16 protein-coding genes are annotated in these 18,161 nt (G+C 61.9%); 1 reads left to right on the top strand and 15 read right to left on the bottom strand.

Translation table 11 applies throughout. The annotated features are described in order from the left end of the window. Window positions 1–38: 38 nt before the first annotated feature. From ACFHWW_RS32555 to ACFHWW_RS32545, 3 genes are all read right to left on the bottom strand, one after another. A complete protein-coding gene (locus tag ACFHWW_RS32555; protein WP_379943423.1) occupies window positions 39–1,553 on the bottom strand; it encodes an aldehyde dehydrogenase in 1,515 nt (504 codons plus the stop codon). Further along, window positions 1,550–2,548, bottom strand: a complete 999-nt coding sequence (locus tag ACFHWW_RS32550) for a flavin reductase (RefSeq protein ID WP_379943421.1) — start codon at window positions 2,546–2,548, stop codon at window positions 1,550–1,552. The genes ACFHWW_RS32555 and ACFHWW_RS32550 overlap by 4 nt, the downstream gene beginning before the upstream one ends. A 164-nt stretch (window positions 2,549–2,712) precedes the next feature. Beyond that, on the bottom strand, window positions 2,713–4,515 hold the full coding sequence (locus ACFHWW_RS32545) for a helix-turn-helix domain-containing protein (protein ID WP_379943419.1): 1,803 nt from the start codon (window positions 4,513–4,515) through the stop codon (window positions 2,713–2,715). Window positions 4,516–4,681: 166 nt separating this feature from the next. On the opposite strand from ACFHWW_RS32545, the gene ACFHWW_RS32540 reads away from it, so the two are divergent. Beyond that, window positions 4,682–5,284, top strand: a complete 603-nt coding sequence (locus tag ACFHWW_RS32540) for an amino acid synthesis family protein (protein ID WP_379943417.1) — start codon at window positions 4,682–4,684, stop codon at window positions 5,282–5,284. Window positions 5,285–5,801: 517 nt separating this feature from the next. On the opposite strand, the gene ACFHWW_RS32535 is transcribed toward ACFHWW_RS32540, so the two are convergent. The 12 genes from ACFHWW_RS32535 to ACFHWW_RS32480 all read right to left on the bottom strand — a co-directional run bounded on the left by ACFHWW_RS32535 (window position 5,802) and on the right by ACFHWW_RS32480 (window position 17,613). Beyond that, a complete protein-coding gene (locus ACFHWW_RS32535; protein WP_379943415.1) occupies window positions 5,802–7,274 on the bottom strand; it encodes an NAD-dependent succinate-semialdehyde dehydrogenase in 1,473 nt (490 codons plus the stop codon). 93 nt (window positions 7,275–7,367) lie between these two features. Next, complete coding sequence (locus ACFHWW_RS32530) at window positions 7,368–8,447, bottom strand: ABC transporter ATP-binding protein (RefSeq protein WP_379943413.1); 1,080 nt, start codon at window positions 8,445–8,447, stop codon at window positions 7,368–7,370. Beyond that, window positions 8,444–9,244, bottom strand: coding sequence for an ABC transporter permease (locus ACFHWW_RS32525; RefSeq protein WP_379943411.1), 801 nt, complete (start codon window positions 9,242–9,244; stop codon window positions 8,444–8,446). The genes ACFHWW_RS32530 and ACFHWW_RS32525 overlap by 4 nt, the downstream gene beginning before the upstream one ends. Window position 9,245: 1 nt before the next feature. Next, window positions 9,246–10,121: an ABC transporter permease gene (locus ACFHWW_RS32520; protein WP_338283416.1), complete on the bottom strand. Its 876-nt coding sequence runs from the start codon at window positions 10,119–10,121 to the stop codon at window positions 9,246–9,248. Between the two features lie 115 nt (window positions 10,122–10,236). Beyond that, window positions 10,237–11,247: a polyamine ABC transporter substrate-binding protein gene (locus ACFHWW_RS32515; protein WP_379943409.1), complete on the bottom strand. Its 1,011-nt coding sequence runs from the start codon at window positions 11,245–11,247 to the stop codon at window positions 10,237–10,239. Window positions 11,248–11,273: 26 nt separating this feature from the next. Then, window positions 11,274–11,615: an NIPSNAP family protein gene (locus tag ACFHWW_RS32510; RefSeq protein WP_379943407.1), complete on the bottom strand. Its 342-nt coding sequence runs from the start codon at window positions 11,613–11,615 to the stop codon at window positions 11,274–11,276. Between the two features lie 5 nt (window positions 11,616–11,620). Continuing rightward, window positions 11,621–13,084: an aldehyde dehydrogenase gene (locus ACFHWW_RS32505; RefSeq protein ID WP_379943405.1), complete on the bottom strand. Its 1,464-nt coding sequence runs from the start codon at window positions 13,082–13,084 to the stop codon at window positions 11,621–11,623. 5 nt (window positions 13,085–13,089) lie between these two features. Continuing rightward, window positions 13,090–14,130 carry an LLM class flavin-dependent oxidoreductase gene (locus ACFHWW_RS32500; RefSeq protein ID WP_379943403.1) on the bottom strand — a complete coding sequence of 347 codons (1,041 nt, stop codon included), beginning with the start codon at window positions 14,128–14,130 and terminating at the stop codon, window positions 13,090–13,092. Next, window positions 14,127–15,056: a flavin reductase family protein gene (locus ACFHWW_RS32495; protein WP_379943401.1), complete on the bottom strand. Its 930-nt coding sequence runs from the start codon at window positions 15,054–15,056 to the stop codon at window positions 14,127–14,129. Before ACFHWW_RS32495 ends, ACFHWW_RS32500 begins: the two co-directional genes overlap by 4 nt. Beyond that, entirely contained in the window at window positions 15,053–15,886 is an 834-nt protein-coding gene (locus tag ACFHWW_RS32490) for an alpha/beta fold hydrolase (RefSeq protein ID WP_379943399.1), read from the bottom strand. Before ACFHWW_RS32490 ends, ACFHWW_RS32495 begins: the two co-directional genes overlap by 4 nt. Before the next feature lie 15 nt (window positions 15,887–15,901). Beyond that, on the bottom strand, window positions 15,902–16,504 hold the full coding sequence (locus tag ACFHWW_RS32485; protein WP_102764161.1) for an amino acid synthesis family protein: 603 nt from the start codon (window positions 16,502–16,504) through the stop codon (window positions 15,902–15,904). A gap of 413 nt (window positions 16,505–16,917) precedes the next feature. Continuing rightward, window positions 16,918–17,613, bottom strand: a complete 696-nt coding sequence (locus ACFHWW_RS32480) for a GntR family transcriptional regulator (protein WP_379943397.1) — start codon at window positions 17,611–17,613, stop codon at window positions 16,918–16,920. Window positions 17,614–18,161 lie beyond the last annotated feature (548 nt).

Below are 18,161 nucleotides of genomic sequence, written 5' to 3'. Positions count from 1 at the left end.
GCTTGCCTCCCTTGCGAGTTCAGTTTTTGTGCGTGCCGTCACTTCAGACGGATGACGAAGGGGTCCTGCATGGCGCCGGAATAATCGATGATGACGTTCTTTAGCCGCGAGAATTCATGCATCACTTCGAAGCCGCCGCGCCGTCCGTAGCCGCTCTCCTTGAAGCCGCCATTGGCGGACATGAAGGAGGCGGAGCGGTAGGTATTGACCCAGACGGTGCCGGCTTCGATCTGGTTGGCGAAGCGCAGGGCGCGATCGATATCCTTGGTCCAGATGCCGGAGGCGAGGCCGTAATAGCTGTCATTGGCGAGTGCGATCATCTCGGCCTCATCCCGGAAAGGCATGACGCCGACAACAGGGCCAAAGATCTCGTCGCGCATGAAGCCCATGTCGTTCTGCGCATCGACCATCACTGTTGGCTCGTAGTACCAGCCGCCGCTCGAGAGGCCCTCCTTCTGCGGACGGCGGCCACCGGCCGCGAGCTTGGCGCCCTCCTTGACGCCCGAAGCGACATAACCCTCGACCTTGGACAGCTGGTCGGCGAGCGCCAACGGACCGATATCGGTGTCGTCGACCGTGGGCAGACCGACGCGGATGCGGGCGGTGCGCGCAATCAGCGCGTCGATGAACTTGTCGTAGATGCTGGCCTCGACGAAGCAGCGTGATCCGGCAACGCAGGTCTGTCCGGCAGCGGCAAAGACGCCGGACACGACGCCGTTGACGGCATGCTCGATCTCGACATCGCCAAAGACGACATGCGGCGACTTTCCGCCGAGCTCCATCGAGCAGGGCACGAGATTCTGCGCGGCGTTTCCGGCGATGCGGCGACCCGTCGCGGTGCTGCCCGTGAAGACGAATTTGGAGACGCCGGGATGGCAGGTCAGCGCCTCGCCGGCGCTCTTGCCAGTGCCGGTGACGACGTTGACGACGCCAGCCGGGAAGCCCGCTTCATGGATAAGTTCGGCGAGCGCCAGCGTCGAGGCGCTGGCGTGTTCCGACGGCTTGATGACGACGGTATTGCCGATCGCCAGACAGGGCGCCAGCGTTCCAGTCAGAAGCATCAGCGGCGAATTCCAGGGCGTGATCATGCCGACGGCGCCGAGCGGTTCGCGCAGGTTGAGGTTCAGCGTATCCATTCGGTTGATCGGGATCGTATCGCCCTGCAGCTTGTCGGCCATGCCGGCGAAATAGTGGTAGCTATCCGGCATCGAGCGCATCTGCGCCCGGGTTTCCTTGAGCAGCTTACCGTTGTCGCGCGTCTCGATTTCGGCGAGCGTATCAGCATTGGCACGGACGAGTTCGGCGAGCTTGCGCACCAGTGCGCCGCGATCGGTCTGCGTCATGCGCCGCCAGGTGGGATTGCGGAAGGCGGCATTTGCAGCAGCGACGGCAGCCGCAACATCGTCGGCATCGGCTTCCGCGAATTCGTACCAGGGCGTGCCCGTGGTCGGATCGTAGCTCGCCATATAGTTCCCGCTCTTCGGCGCCACGAATTCGCCGTTGATGAACAGGCCCTGGCGCGAACCCTCGATTGAGCTAACGGTCCTCTTCATATTATTTGCCCTTGGTCTTGGGAGGCTTGGACCCAGGCGCGGGCTTCGCCGTCGATCATTGCGACTCGGCCGCCGTCGTCTGAATCCATGTAGATACCGAACCGGCCGGCCTGCCGTTCGCGCACGTAGCGGCGCAGCATGGAACGCAGTTCGTGGGTGGCGATCGCCTCGTAGGGCAGATCGTCAATGGCGAAGAAACGGAGATCCGCAGGCACATTGATGCCCGCACCCTCACCCGCCATCCGAGCGCGATAGACGAGATAGCCGGGATCGCTGTCGGCCACGTCGAAGACCGAGTAGAGAAAGGTTTCTTCCGGCACGAGGCTCAACGCATCGCCGCCTTCGACAACGAGCTGGCTGTCAGCCTTGCGGCGGCGCGCCGAGGGAAGCACCCACCCGCCCTTGCCGTCCGAGCGCAACAACAGGCCGTCACCGGCCTCGATGAGATAGCCGATGATCATGCCATGCGAGGCCAGCCAACCTGCCGGCAGCGGATCCTTGACGTTGGCATAACGGCCGCGGCAAAAGCCGAGCGGCGCCGTCGGGCTGGTGCCGAAAGCGCGCACCTCGCCGATCAACACAGCATGGTCGCCGGCATCGACGGTGTTGTAGGTCGTGCAGTCGAACCAGGTGAGGCTGTCGGTCAGCACCGGCGCGCCGGTATGAATACGATCGTGGGTGACGGACTGAAACTTGTCCGGCGACTTGGAGGCGAAGGTCGCGGATACCCCGACCTGTCCCTCGTGCAGGATATTCACGGCGAAGCACCCGGCACCAGTGAAGGCCTGATAGCTGCACGCCGATTTTGCGATGCAGACCAGAAGCAGAGGCGGATCGAGCGAGACGGATGTGAACGAGTTCGCCGTCATGCCGCGCGGTGTTCCGTTTTCGTCGCGGGTGGTGATGACGGTGACGCCCGTCACGAAAGTTCCAAAAGCCCGGCGCAGGGCGATCGGGTCGATCGGCGCATCCGCCTTTTCCGCTGTCTCCGCCATGCGTTCGTGCCTCCTCCGTTTGTTGAGAGGAGGCTATCGCTGCCCGTCCGGCGGTTCTTCCTTGGCTTCGACGGAGTGAGCAGAAAACTTCTGCTGCGATCGGTAGGAGACAAAAAGCGGCCGGCAGGATGCGCCGCGAAACCGCGGGTGCCGGCTGTGAGAGACTACTTTTCGGCGCTGACGCGATTGTCGATAACGCTATGCAGGCGGATTGCCAACTCGACGGCGAAGCGCTTCTCAGGCGTCTCGACATCGACGCCGAAAAGCTCCTGGATGCGCGACAGGCGGTAGCGCAGCGTCGTCACATGCAGGCCCATCGTATCGGCGCAGGCCTGGCTGCGGCAGGCTTCCTGAAGATAGGTGGAGAGCGTTTTCAGATAGGGCGTGCCGTTTTCGCGGTCATGCTCGGCAATGGCGCCCACGCTTTCCTGCACGAAGCTGCGCACCTCGCCGGCTTCGGACGCGGCCACCAGCATCGGCAGCGGCCCGAAGTCTTGCGCCGATACCGCTCCCGTCAAACCAAAAGAGCGGCCGATGCGGATCATCCGCTTGCAGCGTTCCCAGACAGCCGGATAGTCGGACAGCGCCGCGCAGCGCGTTCCCGCAACGACAACAGGCGGCTCGTCGAAATAGCGGCCGAGCTCCTCGGCGATACGGCGCGTCAGCTTGACCGTCCGCTCCTGCCTTTTACTGGCATCATAGGGCACGAGGCAGACGACGCCACCATCGATGGCGATCAGGTTTGCCTGCAGCGAGGCCTGCAGCATGATGCGGGCAAGCGTGTGTTCCACATCGACGGAGGCCCCGCCGAAGGCTTTTGTCTTGTCGGGGAAGTCGACGACGATCATCTGCTGCGGCACCGAGAAATTCAGCCCCAGCCGCTGGGCGCGCTGAGCGACATCGCCGGCATTGCGCCAGCGAGCCTCAACGATCTCGAAGAACAGCTCGGTCTGGGTGCGGGTTTCGAAGCGGAAGCGGATGAAGCTGCGCATCATCTGGACGCTAAGCGCGAACTTGGCGCTGTCGAGCATCAGGAGATCGAGATCGCTGAACTCACGCAAGGTCGGAAAGATGATCAATGCGCCAACCAGCTGTCCATCGACCGTCAGCGGCTCGATACGCGCGGAGATCTTGAAGCGTTGCGCGCCGTCATCGAGGAACAGGTAGGCGGCATCGGTCGTGCCGCGGTCGATCGCCTCACGCGCCGCCTTCATCAGTGGCCGGGCGACCGTGGTGGCCGCCGCCTCCTGCCAGGAGGCCTCGTCATAGAGCCCGTTCGGCGCACGCCCAGCGATGACTTGATTGGCGGTGAAATCGACGACGACGGTCGGATTGGGCAGCATCATGCCGACCATGGCAGAAAGGGGCGCGACCGCACCGTCGCTCAGGACATGTTCGAGCAGCGAGGTATGCGCCCGCAGTGCCCGCTCGAGCCGCTGCGCCGCACGCTTCTCGGCTTCCAGCCGGTGTTCGCGCTCGACGGCAATGGCGCCCATGTGAATGATGGCACCGAGAAAGGCGAGATCGTCCTCGGAGACCTCGGTGATCTGGCGCGAGATGACGCTCAGCACCATCGGCCGGCCCTCGGCGTCCTTGCAGTTCATCGGCATGACGAGAACGGTGCGGTAATCGCGCTCGAAAGCTTCCTTGCGGTAGCCGGGAAATTCGACGGACTCGCGGGCGTCGCGGATATAGACGGGCTCATTGCGCTGTAGGGCGATCAGCGAGGGGCTGGTCGCCAGCTCCCATCTGTCGGGCAGCTGCCGCTCGATCAGCGTCGGGTCATAGCGGACGATGACATAGGCATAGCCATGTGCCGCATCGATCCCCATGATCGAGCCGAGCGACCAATGGGCATGACGGCACGCCGCCGCAATCAGATGCTGCAGCACGGTCTGCAGATCGCCGCCGCTGTTGATCTGGCTTGCAACGTCGCGGAGCGCCAATATCTGAGACTTCTGATCCAAACTGCCTCGCTACCTTTCAGCGGGCGCATCATGCGCGCGCATTCGATGGAAATCTACTCCGTTTCGATGGAAGCTGGAGCCGCCCTCTTCCGCCGATCGAAGGAAGACGTTCGCCGTTTAGCCGCTAGGCTTCAGCGAGTTTTAGCATTTCGTGTGGGCGCAGGGCATGACACTCGGCATCAGAAAGATTTCTACCTTCCTCGAAGAAACACATGTCGAAGGCGGCAAGGCAGCGCCTCGGCCGGTGACCATGGTCGTCGTGGCGGCAGTGATCCAGAATCCCTGGGCCGGGCACGGCTTCGTCGAGAACCTGCGGCCGGAGATCATCCGCATCGCCGGCGACCTCAGCCATGAGATGACGACGCGCCTGCTGCGCCAGATGGATGCCGAAAAGATCGAAGCTTGTGGCAAGGCGGCGGCGGTCGGCATTAACGGCGAAATCGAACATGCGTCGGCGATGATCCACACGCTGCGCTTCGGTAATCCGTTCCGCGAAGCGATCGGCGGTACGAACTACCTGGAATTCGCCAATACCCGCAACGGCCCCGGCGCGCTTCTGTCGCTGCCGATGATGCACAAGAGCGAAAGCGGCAAGCGCTCGCACTTCCTGACCGCCAATTTCCTGATTGCCGATGCGCCCGGACCGGGCGAGATCGTCGTGGCGATCGGCGCTGCCGATGGCGGCCGGCCGCATGCCCGTATCGCCGACCGCTTCCAGGATATTGCCGAGATGGAAGCGGAATGGGCGGCATCGCTTCACGAGGCGTAACGAGTGGCGAACACGCCTGCATAGCGGATTTTACTATTACAATCTAATGCAAACGATCGGCGCGCTTTTGACGCCCTCCAGCAAGATAGGGACATCCACTAGCGCTCGCCGGAAAGATTGAGTTTCTCCCGCGCCCCGCTCGATGCGGCTGCGCAAGTTGGAGAAGCCGAACCGCTTCTGCCGATCGGCATGTGATCGGGACTCGGGAGCAGTGCGCCGACACCTGGAGACCATCTAAGATCTCCCCGGTTTCTCCGGCGGCAGCTCACAACGTACTCTCCGGAGAGCACGGATAGTGGTTGCCGTCGACACAGGATGCGAACATCTTCCCGACAAACCGTACGGGGCACCTTTCGAGGGCAGCACGCGAGCCCACTCGCGCGGGATCGCTAAATTATGCTAGAGGCGCGTGTTCCTGTCTCGCGCTTCGGCTCACCATCCAAGTGCGAAGCTTCGCGCACACTCCGTGTCGAGATTTGCCCCCGTTGCATTGGTCAGCGCGAAACCTGCGCTACGGTCAGATGCTTAGGCAGAGGTATTTAATCTCCACATAGTCTTCAATGCCATACTTGGAACCTTCGCGGCCCTGGCCGGACTGCTTGATGCCGCCGAACGGGGCCGCTTCGGTGGAGATCAGGCCGGTGTTGATGCCGACCATGCCGTATTCCAGCGCTTCCGCTACGCGGAAGATCTTGCTCATATCCTTCGAGTAGAAGTAGGACGCCAGGCCAAACTCGGTATTGTTGGCCGTTTCAATGACCTCCTCCTCCGTCTCGAATTTGAAGAGCGGCGCAACAGGTCCAAAGGTTTCCTCGCGAGCGATCTTCATGTCGATAGTGACACCCGTCAGCACGGTTGGCTCGAAAAAAAGGCCGCCTCGGGCATTGCCGCCGAGAACCACTGCCGCGCCCTTTGCCACCGCGTCGCCTATATGTTCCTCGACCTTGGCGAGCGCCTTTTCCGAGATCAGTGGACCGGCGTCGATGCCCGGCTCAAGCCCGTCGCCGATCTTCATCTCCCGCACCTTGGCCGCGAGTTTCGTGGCAAAGGCGTCATAGACCCCGGCATGCACGAACAGCCGATTGGCGCAGACGCAGGTCTGGCCGTTATTGCGGTATTTGGAGATAATGGCCCCTTCGACCGCCGCGTCGAGATCGGCGTCATCGAAGACGATAAAGGGGGCATTGCCGCCGAGTTCCAGACCCAGCTTCATGATCTGGTCGGCGCCCTGGCGCATCAGGATTTTGCCGACATTGGTAGAACCGGTGAAGGTCAGCTTGCGCACCTTGTCGTTCGCACACATTTCCTTGCCGACACTGGCCGAGTCGGTCGACAGGACGACGTTGAAGAGTCCCGCCGGCAGGCCGGCGCGCTCCGCCAAAACCGCGATTGCAAGCGCCGACAGCGGCGTCTCCGCCGCAGGCTTCGCGACCATTGCGCAGCCGGCTGCAACCGCAGGCGCCATTTTGCGCGCAAGCATTGCATTCGGGAAGTTCCATGGCGTGATCGCCGCCACGACCCCGATCGGCTGCTTGAGAACGATAATGCGCTTGTCCGACCGGTGACCAGGAATGGTATCGCCATAGACACGCTTGGCCTCCTCGCCGAACCATTCGACGTAGGACGCGCCGTAAAAGATCTCGCCCCTCGCCTCCGCGAGCGGCTTGCCCATTTCCATGGTCAGGATGGTGGCGAGGTCATCGGCGTTGGCGACGATGAGGTCGTAGAGGTTGCGCAGCACCGCGGCGCGTTCCTTGCCGGTCTTCCTCGCCCACGTCTTTTGCGCTGCGTGGGCCGCATCGATGGCACGCGCGGTTTCGGCCCGGCCCATGTCGGGCAAGGTGGCGACGACCTCGCCCGTCGCCGGATTGATGACGTCGAACCTCTTCCCGCTGTCGCTACTCGCGACCCACTCCGTCCCGAGCAATCCCTTGTCGATCGCCAGGCTGGGATCCTGCAGCCTGGCGAGCAGTGTTTCCGAAATCGTCATTCGCAGAGCTCCTCGTGCGGCCGCGCATCGGATTGTATCCCGGCGGCTAGAATTCCGTTGCCGGGCGCGCCGCCCGCGGCACGGCGGTGATTTTCACTGACCGAAGACATGCGCCGAGCCGGCATCGAATCTCAGCCACACGGCATCGCCGCGATTGAGCCCGGAGATCGCCTCGTGGCCGAACGGCAGGCGGACCGACAGGTCGTTGCCCTTGCTGGTTTTCGTGGCGACGTGGACGTTGTTGCCGAGGAAGGTGATGTCGCTGACCGTGACTGGCAACCCAGCATCGGAGCGTGTCTTGGACAGGAGCAGTCGCTCCGGCCTTAGCATCAGCGCCGCCTTGCTGCCGGAGGATGCCGCCCCATGAAGGGGCACGTCGGAAACGGTCATGCTATCGCCGATCGCGATCTCAGCCCGGCCATTCGCCGCAGAGACGACATTGCAGGGCAGGAAATCGCTGTCGCCGATAAACTCGGCGACGAACCGGGTCGCGGGATTGGCATAGAGCTCCGGCCCGGTGCCGATCTGGTCGATCACGCCCTTCGAGAAAACGGCGATCCGATCGGAAAGGCGAAGCGCTTCCTCCTGGTCATGCGTGACATAGAGGATGGTCACTTCCGTCTGCTGGTGAATCCGGCGGATTTCGTGCTGGATTTCTTCGCGTAGCTTCTTGTCGAGTGCCGAGAGGGGCTCGTCCATCAACAACACAGGTGGGTCATATGCGAGGGCGCGCGCCAATGCGACACGCTGCTGCTGCCCACCGGACATCTGCGCGGGCTTGCGGTCCTCGAAGCCTTCGAGCCGCACAAGCTTCAGCATCTGGCGCACCTTGGCATCAATTTCCGGCTTCGGCCGCCGGCGGACCGTCAACGGAAAGGCGATGTTCTCGCCGACGGAAAGATGAGGGAACAACGTATAGCGCTGGAATACCATACCGATGTTGCGCTTGTGCGATGGCGTCATGAGCAGCGTTTCGCCGTTGAGCAGGATGTCGCCGCGCGTCGGGTTCTCAAAGCCGGCGAGAATATAGAGCGTAGTGCTCTTGCCCGATCCCGAGGGGCCGAGAAATGTCAGGAACTCGCCCTGCGCGACATCGAGATTGACGTCTTGCACGGCGGTCACCGGCCCGTACTCTTTGCGAATACCCCGGATTTGCAGGAAAGGTTTGCTCATGATTTCAGTCCTTTGCGAATGATGGCGACGAACACCATCAAGAGCACGGTCAAGAGAATGAGAAGCGTGGAAGCTGCAGCGACGACCGGTGTCAGATCCTGCCGCAGCGTCGCCCAAATTTTCACGGGGAGCGTCTGGAGCGTCGGGCTCGACATGAAGATTGCAACGACCACTTCGTCCCAGGAGGTGAGAAAGGAAAAGATCGCTGCAGAGAAGATGCCGTGGCTGATCGCCGGCAGCGTCACCCGGAGCTTGGCTTCGAGCGGAGACGCGCCGCACAACACGGCGGCATCCTCGATCGATTTGTCGAAGCCTTCGAGCGCATTGGTGATCGATAGGATCGAGAAGGGAAGCGCCAGCACCAGATGCGAGATGACGAAGCCAGTTAGGGTCCCGTTGAGTCCGATCTGCAGGAAAAATGCGTAGAGCGCGACCGCAAGTACCACGACCGGCAAGATCATCGGCGTCAGGAACAGCGCCTTCAACGCTTCTCGGAGCGGGAAACGCCCGCGGGTTAGGCCGAACGAGGTCACGAGCCCTAGCAGAACCGAGAGGACAGTGACAATGATCGCGATCTGGAAGCTCGTCCAGGCGGACTCGAGCCAACGCGGATCGGCGAGAAGCTCCTGATACCATTTGAGCGTCCAGCCGGGCGGCGGAAAGATCAGCCATTGCGACGATCCGAAGGACAGCGCCGCGATGAACAGGATCGGCAGAAGCAGAAATGCCGTCGTCAGCAGCGTGATGCCGAGGAGAACGAGCTTCCACCAGCCGAGGCGATCGAAGTTCAAAAGCATCTCAGCGCCCTCCCATCCGATCGGTGCCGAAGAAGCGGAGCTGGACGGCGTAGAGCGCCAGTGTGACGACCAGCAGCACAAGGGCTGCGGCACCACCCATGCCCCAATTGACGAGAGACTGGACGAACTGCGCAATGAGTTCGGCGAGCATCATGTTCGCGGTACCGCCGAGCAGCGCCGGCGTGACGAAGTAGCCGAGCGACATGACGAAGACCATGAGCGCGCCCGCCGCCATGCCCGGCATCGCCAGCGGCAAGAGCACGCGGACGAGCGATTGCCAGCGGTTGGCGCCACAAAGTGCGGCCGCCTGCAGGATGGCCGGGTCGATCTTCCGAATGACGCCATAGAGCGGCAGGATGATGAAGGGCAGCATGATGTAGGTCATGCCGATCGTCACACCGGTCAGATTGTTGACGAGCGGAAGCGGCTTGTCGATGAGCCCCATCCCGATCAGCAGCTTGTTGATGACACCGGTGCGCTGCAGCAGCACCATCCAGGCATAGGTGCGTGCCAGCAGATTGGTCCACATGGACAGGAGCAGAATGGCGAATACCACCGAAGCAACGCGGGTGGGCAGGATGGCAAGCGCCCAGGCGACCGGAAAACCGATCAGCAACGAGACAAATGTGACCAGGCCGGATACGATGAAGGTGTTTACAAATATGCGCAAATAGGTCGAAGAGCCCAGCAGTTCGGCGTAGTTGCCGAGGCCCGGCATTGGTTCCGTGACGCTGCGCATCAGCAGGATGGCAACCGGCAGCACGAAGAACAGGATCAGCAGGCCGAGCGCCGGCAAAGTCAGATCAAAGTCGGTCGGCCGCCGGGCGCGTACGGGCGCAAACGGTCTCCCGCTCTCGGTTTCGGTCTGCGTAACCATCGTCGTCTTTCCTCCCATCAAGAGGGCAATGCGCCGTCAGGGGACAGCACGCAGCCCTCTGACCGCCGGAGCACCGGAAGAACGCCACAGCCGTCCTCCCAGTGGTTCCCGGTGGTTATTTCGCCTGCCAGGCGTACCAGCGCTCACCAATCGCATCGCGGTTTTCTGCCCAGTAGTTCATGTCTGCGTTAACCTGGCTCGCCGTCTGCGCGTCCGGCAGCGTTTTTGCCACTTCCGGGTCCATCATTTTTGGGGAATCCAAATTGATGGGCGCGTAGCCGGTTAAACTGGCGAGTTCAGCTTGGGCCTCGGCCGATGTTGCAAGTGCAATGAACTTCATCGCCGCTTCCTTATTCTTCGCTCCCTTCGGCACGACGAGTGAATCGGCGGCCGTGATGTTCTGCTCCCAGGAGGTTTCGGTATTGATGCCACTTTGGGCTAGCGCGGTCATGCGACCGTTCCAGAGGCTGCCGAAGGGTGCCTCAGCAGAGGCAAGGAGCTGCTGCGACTGTGCGCCGCCGGACCACCAGATGATGTCGCCCTTGATAGTGTCGAGCTTTTTGAAGGCGCGGTCGAGATCGAGCGGATAGAGTTTGTCAGCCGGCACGCCGTCCGCCAGAAGCGCTGCTTCAATGACGCCAGGCGCCGACCACTTGTAGAAGGTGCGCTTGCCGGGGAACTTTTCCGTATCGAAAAGGTCCGCCCACGTCTTTGGGCAGGCATCGACCACGTCCTTGTTGCAACCAATGACGAAGGAATAATAGAAGCTGCCGACCGAGTAGTCGGTGACGAAACGCGGGTCGAGTTTCGATTTGTCGATAACTGAGAAGTCGAGCTTTTCGAGCAGACCTTTCTTGCCGGCCTGCGCGGCGTAGTCGCCCTCGACGTCGACTACGTCCCAGGTGACGGCATTCGCCTCGACCATGGCCTTGAGCTTGCCGTAGTCGGTCGGCCCGTCCTGCAGCACGTTGCTGCCGGTCTTCTCCGCGAACTTGTCAGCCCAGGCAGCCTTCTGCGCGTCCTGTGTCGTGCCGCCCCAGCTTGAAAAAACGAGATCGGCGGCGGATGCCGGCGCGGATGTTGCCATGGCGGCGGCGACGATCGTTAAAGCGAATATCCTCTTCATGTTCCCTTGCTCCGTTGTTCCCGGTTTTACTTGATTGGTTGTTCTGGTGATGCGCCGCCGGTGGGCGAAAAGCGCGTAGCCTTCATGATCTTGTTCTCCGCGACTTCGATGAGGTCGCGTATCTTGGGGAGGAATGCCCGCCAGTCGGGGTCGTCCATCAGTGCCGCCCTGCGCCGCTCACGGTCGTCGAGGCTCGCATAGGCCCAAATGTGGACGATCTCGTTGATCGGACCGATCTCGGAGAAGAAATAGGCGACGAGTTCGCCAAGATGCTTCCTCTGGATGGCGATCCCCTCGTCCTCCACCACCTGCAGGTAGGCCGGGATGGCGCCGTTCTTCAGTCGATAGGTGCGGATCTCGTAGAACATCGCCGTCACCGCATCACGAACGGGTCTGGGATCGGATCGTCCGACGTCCTGAGCCAGACGGTCTTCGTCCGCGTGTAGTCGAGCGCGGCTTCGAGGCCGCCCTCGCGCCCATGGCCGGAGAGCCCGAAACCGCCGAAGGGCGCGATCGGGGACACCGCCCGGTAGGTGTTGACCCAGACGATCCCAGCGCGGATCCCCTTCATCAACCGGTGCGCCCGCGTGAGGTTCTGCGTAAAGACACCGGCCGCAAGCCCGTAGCGCGTGTCGTTGGCGAGACGCAGAGCTTCGGCCTCGGTTTCGAAGGACAGGACCGAGAGTACGGGACCGAAGAACTCGTTATCGAGCGACGGCGAGGCGCTACCGTCGCAATCGAGAATGGTCGGGCGAAAATAGAAGCCAGCACCTTCAGGCGCGGTGCCGCCGGTCACGAGCCCGGCGCCGGCGCTGAGCGAGCGGGCGACCAGTGCTTGTACATGGTCGCGCTGGCGCTCAGTCGCGAGCGGGCCGACCTCCGTCGCCATATCGAGAGGGCTTCCGATCCGGATCGCCTCCGCCTTGGCCTTGAGGATCCGCAGGAAGCGATCCTTGACGCTTCTTTCGACGATCAGCCGCGAACCCGCGACGCAGCTCTGTCCCGTCGCGGCAAAGATCCCGGCGACCTGCGCATTGGCAGCGCTTTCGAGGTCGGCGTCGGCGAAGACGATGAAGGGCGACTTGCCACCGAGCTCAAGCGAGGTCGAGGCGAGATTCTCCGCCGAATTCCGCACCACATGGCGCGCGGTCTCCGGCCCACCGGTGAAGGCGATGTGGTCCACTTGAGGATGTCGGCTGAGCGCCGCGCCGCAGGAGGGGCCGAAGCCGGTGATGATGTTGACGACGCCGGCGGGAAAGCCCGCCTCATGCACCAGCCGCGCGAATTCGAGGAGCGGTGCCGGTCCATCCTCCGAAGCCTTCACCACCATGGTGCAGCCGGCCGCAAGCGCCGGACCGATCTTCACCGCCGAGAGGAAAAGCTGGCTGTTCCAGGGCACGACCATGGCGACGACGCCGATCGGTTCGCGCCGCAACCAGACATCCATATCCGGCTTGTCGATCGGCAGATAGGAGCCCTCGATCTTGTCGGCGATCCCGGCGTAATAGCGGTAATAATCCGCGACATAGGCGATCTGCGCCGAGGTCTCGCGGATGATCTTGCCTGTGTCGCGCGTTTCGAGTTCGGCGAGCTTGCCGGCATTTTCTGCAACGAGATCGGCAAGCTTGTAGAGGAGCTTGCCTCTCTGCGTGGCGGAAAATTTGTGCCACGGCCCGTCATGAAGGGCCTTGCATGCAGCCTCGACGGCACGATCGACGTCCGCTTCTCGCGCCTCCGGCATCTCCGCCCAGGCACGGCCGGTGGCAGGGTCGATGCTTTCGAACCGGACTTCGCCGTCCGTGAATTCACCGTTGATGTAACACTGGAAGCGCTGCATGTGCCCTACTCCGCAAATGCCGGCATGACCTCGGCGATGAAGCGTTCTAGCGACGCCTTCTTGCGCTCGAAGGTCATGCCCGTGTCGATCCAGAAGGAATATTCGTCATAACCCATCGCCTCGTAGCTCTTGATGCGAGCGATGACCTCGTCGGCTGCACCAACGACGTTGTTGCGTCGCATCGCCTCGGCCGAGAGCATGGCGTTGGCGGCAATCTCCTCATCCGGAATCCGCTCGATGAGGCCCTGTGTGATCGGCCTCTCGTTCTTGAACCAGGCGAAGAAGTAGTTGTAGTAGACGCTCATCTCATGCGCGGCCTGTGCGATGTCCACCTCGTCGGAGCCGACATAGGTGTGGCGCAGCAGCATGATCTTCGGCCGCTCGACCTCAGGGCTTTTCGCGCAGGCGTCGTTGAACCGTCCCATCAGGCTCCGCACCTCGTCGTCGTCTTGCCAGAGCGGCGTCACCTGCACATTGCAGCCGTTCGCGACGGCAAATTCGTGCGAGTTCGGATCGCGCGCAGCAACCCATATCGGCGGATGGGGTTTCTGCAGCGGCTTCGGCGACGAGGTCGTGGCAGGAAACTTGAAGAACTCGCCATTGTGGCTGTAGTCACCCGCCCAAATACCCTTCACCGCCGGAATGAGCTCGCGCATGCGCTGCCCGGCGCTCCAGGCATCGAGGCCCGGCAACAGCCGCTCGTATTCAAAGGAATAGGCGCCGCGGGCAATCCCGATATCGAGCCGGCCATCGCAGATCAGGTCCGTCATCGCGGCTTCGCCCGCGAGCTTGATCGGATGCCAGAACGGGGCGATCACCGTGCCGGTTCCAAGCCGCGCGGTTCTGGTGCGGCGGGCAAGGTCGGCAATTGTCACGAAGGGGTTCGGTGCAATGGTGAACTCCATTCCGTGATGTTCACCGGTCCAGATCGCGTGCATGCCGCCTTGGTCGGCGATTTCGCAAAGTGTGACGAATTCTTCGTACAGCGTCTTGTGGTCCTGGCAGGCATCCAGGCGCTCCATGTGAACGAAAAGCGAGAATTTCATGAGCGTGCGTCCTTCTTCGCGATCGGGTGAACCGTGCCGCCGGTCTCGTCGCCGAAGTACATACCGAAATTGCCGATGGAGCTTTCGAGCACGAAACGATTGATGATGTCGGCGGTCGCGGTGCTGCTGAATTTCGCCTGGGCGGCGTCCTCCGGCCTCAGGAACTGGCCTCTTTGCGGGGCACCGTCGCTGGCCAGTGCGTGATAGACGATGTGCTGCCGTCCATCGCTCTTGTCTTCATAGACCGAATAGAGAAAGCCGATGGTGACGTTCAGTCCGGTCAATTGCTCGAGATGCGCCGCCAGGGTCCGGGCGGGGTCATCGCCTTCGACGGTGCAACTCGGGATCGACAGCGTTTCATCGCCCACGAGATATACTGAGCCCTGCTGCTCGAGCACTGCGCCGAGACGAATTTCGCCCCCGACGGCCGCGGAAACGGCCTTGCCCGCCAGCCTAGGCGTGAAATAGCCGCCGCGGGCATAGCCGAGGCCATTTAGTCCGCTGTTCTCGAAGGCCGTTACGCGCCCGACCATTATCACATGATCGCCAGCCTCGATGAGGTTCTGCTTCGAACACTCGAACCAGGCCGCGACCTGGGAAAAGATCGGGCAACCATTCGGCCCTTTCCTCCAGTCGACGGACGCGAACCGATCCTCCACCGGCCGGGCGAAGGTGTTGGAGATGTCTTGTTGTGTTTCGGACAGGACGTTGACGGCGAAACGCTCCGCTCCGGTCATCGTCTCATAATTGCGCGAGGTCTTGGCAATACACACGAGCAGCAGGGGCGGATCCAACGAGACGGACGTAAAGGAATTGGCTGTAAAACCGATTGGCTGGCCCGCCGGATTGTTCGCTGTCACCACCGTCACTCCGGTCGCAAAGGCGCCAAAGGCGTCGCGCAAAGCTCTTGGATCTTCCACACTCATGCCGGCTCCTCCCGGTAATTCAGCCACTCCGCCATCAGCGCATTGACACTTTCCGGCGCGGTCAGATTGACCATATGTCTGTGACCATCGACGACGCGGGCCCATCCGTTCGGCGTCAGGGACGCCATCTGCTCAGCCATTTCCGGCGTCGAATTCGGGTCTCCCGAACCCGTGAGGAAAAGGGCGGGGCAAGTGACGGAAGGCCAGCAATCGGCATAGGCCTCGTCGCCGTTTGCAAAGGCGGTATAGGCGATCGCGTATCCTTCCGGATCGACCGCCTCTAACCACGTGCGGGTCAATTCCCGTGCTCGCTGGCTCTGCGGATCATCGCCGAACCATCGCAGCAACGGTCCCGCCGTGTCCACGCCGGTTGTTCGGATCGCCGCTGCGCGGGCCAGAACGGCCGCCTTTGCCGCGGGATCGCGGCGGTAAACGCCGTTGAGATAAGCGACTCGCGTGATGCGGTTGGCGAAGGTTGCCGCCGCGCCGCCGGAAATCAGCGCACCCATCGAGTGCCCCGCGAGATTCGCACGGTCGATACCGATATCGTCCAGAAAGCGGCCGAACCAGTTGACAAAGTCGCGCACCGTGCTGCCCGCCGCGATTTTCTCGCTGCCGCCATGCCCGGGCATGTCCACCGCGATGACGCGATGGGTCTTGGCGAAGGCTTCGATCTGCGGCGCCCAGGCCTCGAGGCGCATGCCGACGCCGTGAATGAGGATCAACGGCTCGCCCTCACCGGCTTCGAGGTAGGCGGCTCCGCGCACAGTCGTCTTGCGCGGCAGCGCCGTGCCGCCCTCCCCGGACGTATTTGATGTGACCGTCTGCATCGAAGTGCCTGCCGTTTACACGCCGGCCGGGTTGGCGACGTCCTGGCCGAGGTCCTTCAGATCCTGATAGCGGTCGCCGATCCGATGGTGCGGGCGTCCGCCAACCGATGCGCCAAGAGCCACGACGATTTCATCGGCGGCCGGCGCATCGGGCATCGCCGTCTGAATCGTCAGGTAGTGAGAACGGCGACCCTCATCGTTCTTGTCCATCAGTGGGATCATGACGGTGGCGTTGGCGGGGCCGCGCGTATTGCAGAAGGCGAGATACGACTTGGCGCCGACCGCTTGGCGATAGTGATTGCCGAAGCGCAGCGTATGGATGAGTGCCGAGGCATGCTCGATCTCACCGTCAAGCCCCACAACGGCGGCCTTGCCGTAGCCTTCGACCGCTTCGCCTGAGCCCACGGCGTCGATAATCATTCTTGTCAGGAGCTCCCCAAGCACAGGTGCTGCCGCATGGATCTCCGGCTTGAGGTCCTCCACGAAGCCCCGCCCCGCCCACGGATTTTTCACCACCGCCAGCGCCGAAAACAGCTTCAACGGCTGCGGGGTGGCCTTGCCTCCTTCGATCAAGGTCGTTTCGATTTGGAGCAGCGTTTTGCGGATCTGAACGGGCATTGGAAATCCTTCCCAACATATCTATTACGTCTTATGGTATACCATAATATTGCAGTGTCAAGCGCCCCTGGAATCCGAACCAGAAGCGTCGGGAGCAACGGATGGGCATTGAAGAAAATCGCCTTGCGTCGGCGACTGGCGGGAGAGAAGCCAGCCTCCTGTCGCGGCGCGGGTGCGCGAAGCCTGTCAGATGGACCCAGGGCGAACGCCAAACTGGTCGCCGGCGGCCGCTGCACAGGCGTCCGATGTGTGTGGGGCGCTATTTCAGGAAAAGGAGGTGCCGCGGGCTCAGTTACAATGCCGTCGCCTTTGGAGAAGCGATCGGTGACCAACTCCTGGATAACCGGGGCTGGGCCAGGTCGACAGCATCGTCTCAGGGAAGGCAGGGCCATTCTGCCTTCCACCGTAACTATTCACTCGCCCGTCTGCTGAGCGGCGATGAGCGTTTCCGCGATGGCAGCGGCGCGGGCGACATGGTCAAGGGCGGCTCTGCAGGCCGCTTCGCCGTCGCCCCTTCTGATCGCGTTCACGATTTTTTCCATTTGCGCAGGTCCTTCGACGTCGCGATTCTTGGTCTTGATCGTCATGGAGCGCAGATGGTTGATCCGGACGGTCAGAAGATTCACGACGCCCCAGGCGACGTGCCGATCAACCCGGGTGAACAATGTTTGATAGAAAGCGGACGTCTGGTTGAGAACGCCATGCATGTCCTTGGCGGCATAGCTCTCGCGGATGCCCTTCAACGACGCTTCAAGAGCCTCCGCGATGGCCGGGTCGCGTCGTTCCGCGCACAGCCGCGCAGCCATTCCTTCGAGGGCACCACGGATTTCATAAATCTGCTTTGCCTCATCCAAGTCGAGGAGCGCGACGATCGGTCCCTTGTTCGGTAAGCTCGCCACGAGCCCCTCGGATTCGAGATGACGTAGCACCTCACGGACGACCGTGCGGCTCACGCCCAATTGACCGCAGAGATCACGCTCGACGAGACGTTCGCCAGGTTTGAAATAGCCGTCTACAATCGCATCCCGGACCTTTTCGAGTGCTAATTCCCTCAATGTCTTGGCCGGACGCTCTACTCGGATGTCGGTCTCCCGCGAATCAGCGTTCATCCTCTTACCTTAATATCGGTTCGTCTGCCGATGCTAGTGATATTACGGTGTACCATAATACTCGTATGCCTAAATTCTTCAATGGCGATCAACCGAGCGATATCTCCAGCCGCCTGCGCGTAAGATCTGGCGGGGCCACCCGGCTCCGAGATCACTTCAACGACAAGACTGAGCGCGTGAGGACAACACGGGCAGCAAACATTCGCATTAGTTTGCGCCCCGGCGATAAGGTTCCCGAGCCTGGCTCAGTGCGCAACATCAGGGAGAGTCAACCCCTAACGCCGAGGCACTAAACGACCATTTAAAGCTCTGATCGCACCGCTTCTGTTGGGGTGGACGGCCCCGAACGGCATCGAATGTGCCAACGCCTGCCCTGCCCTATCGATTGAGAGGATGAGGGTTCCTACCACTCGCCACGGACATTAGCGGCGCTCGAACTGACTTGTGGGACGATAACCGGCGACTGTCGCGGACAGCAATTCAGAGATTAAATATCGAGGTTGTGAAATGGGCGACTTGGCGTCACAAGATGAACTACTCACCTGTAG

The organism is Sinorhizobium sp. P24N7, assembly GCF_042436655.1.
GTDB classification, from domain to species: domain Bacteria; phylum Pseudomonadota; class Alphaproteobacteria; order Rhizobiales; family Rhizobiaceae; genus Sinorhizobium; species Sinorhizobium meliloti_A.
Note: the sequence above shows the minus strand (reverse complement) of the source record. Positions and strands in the feature narration are given on the sequence as shown.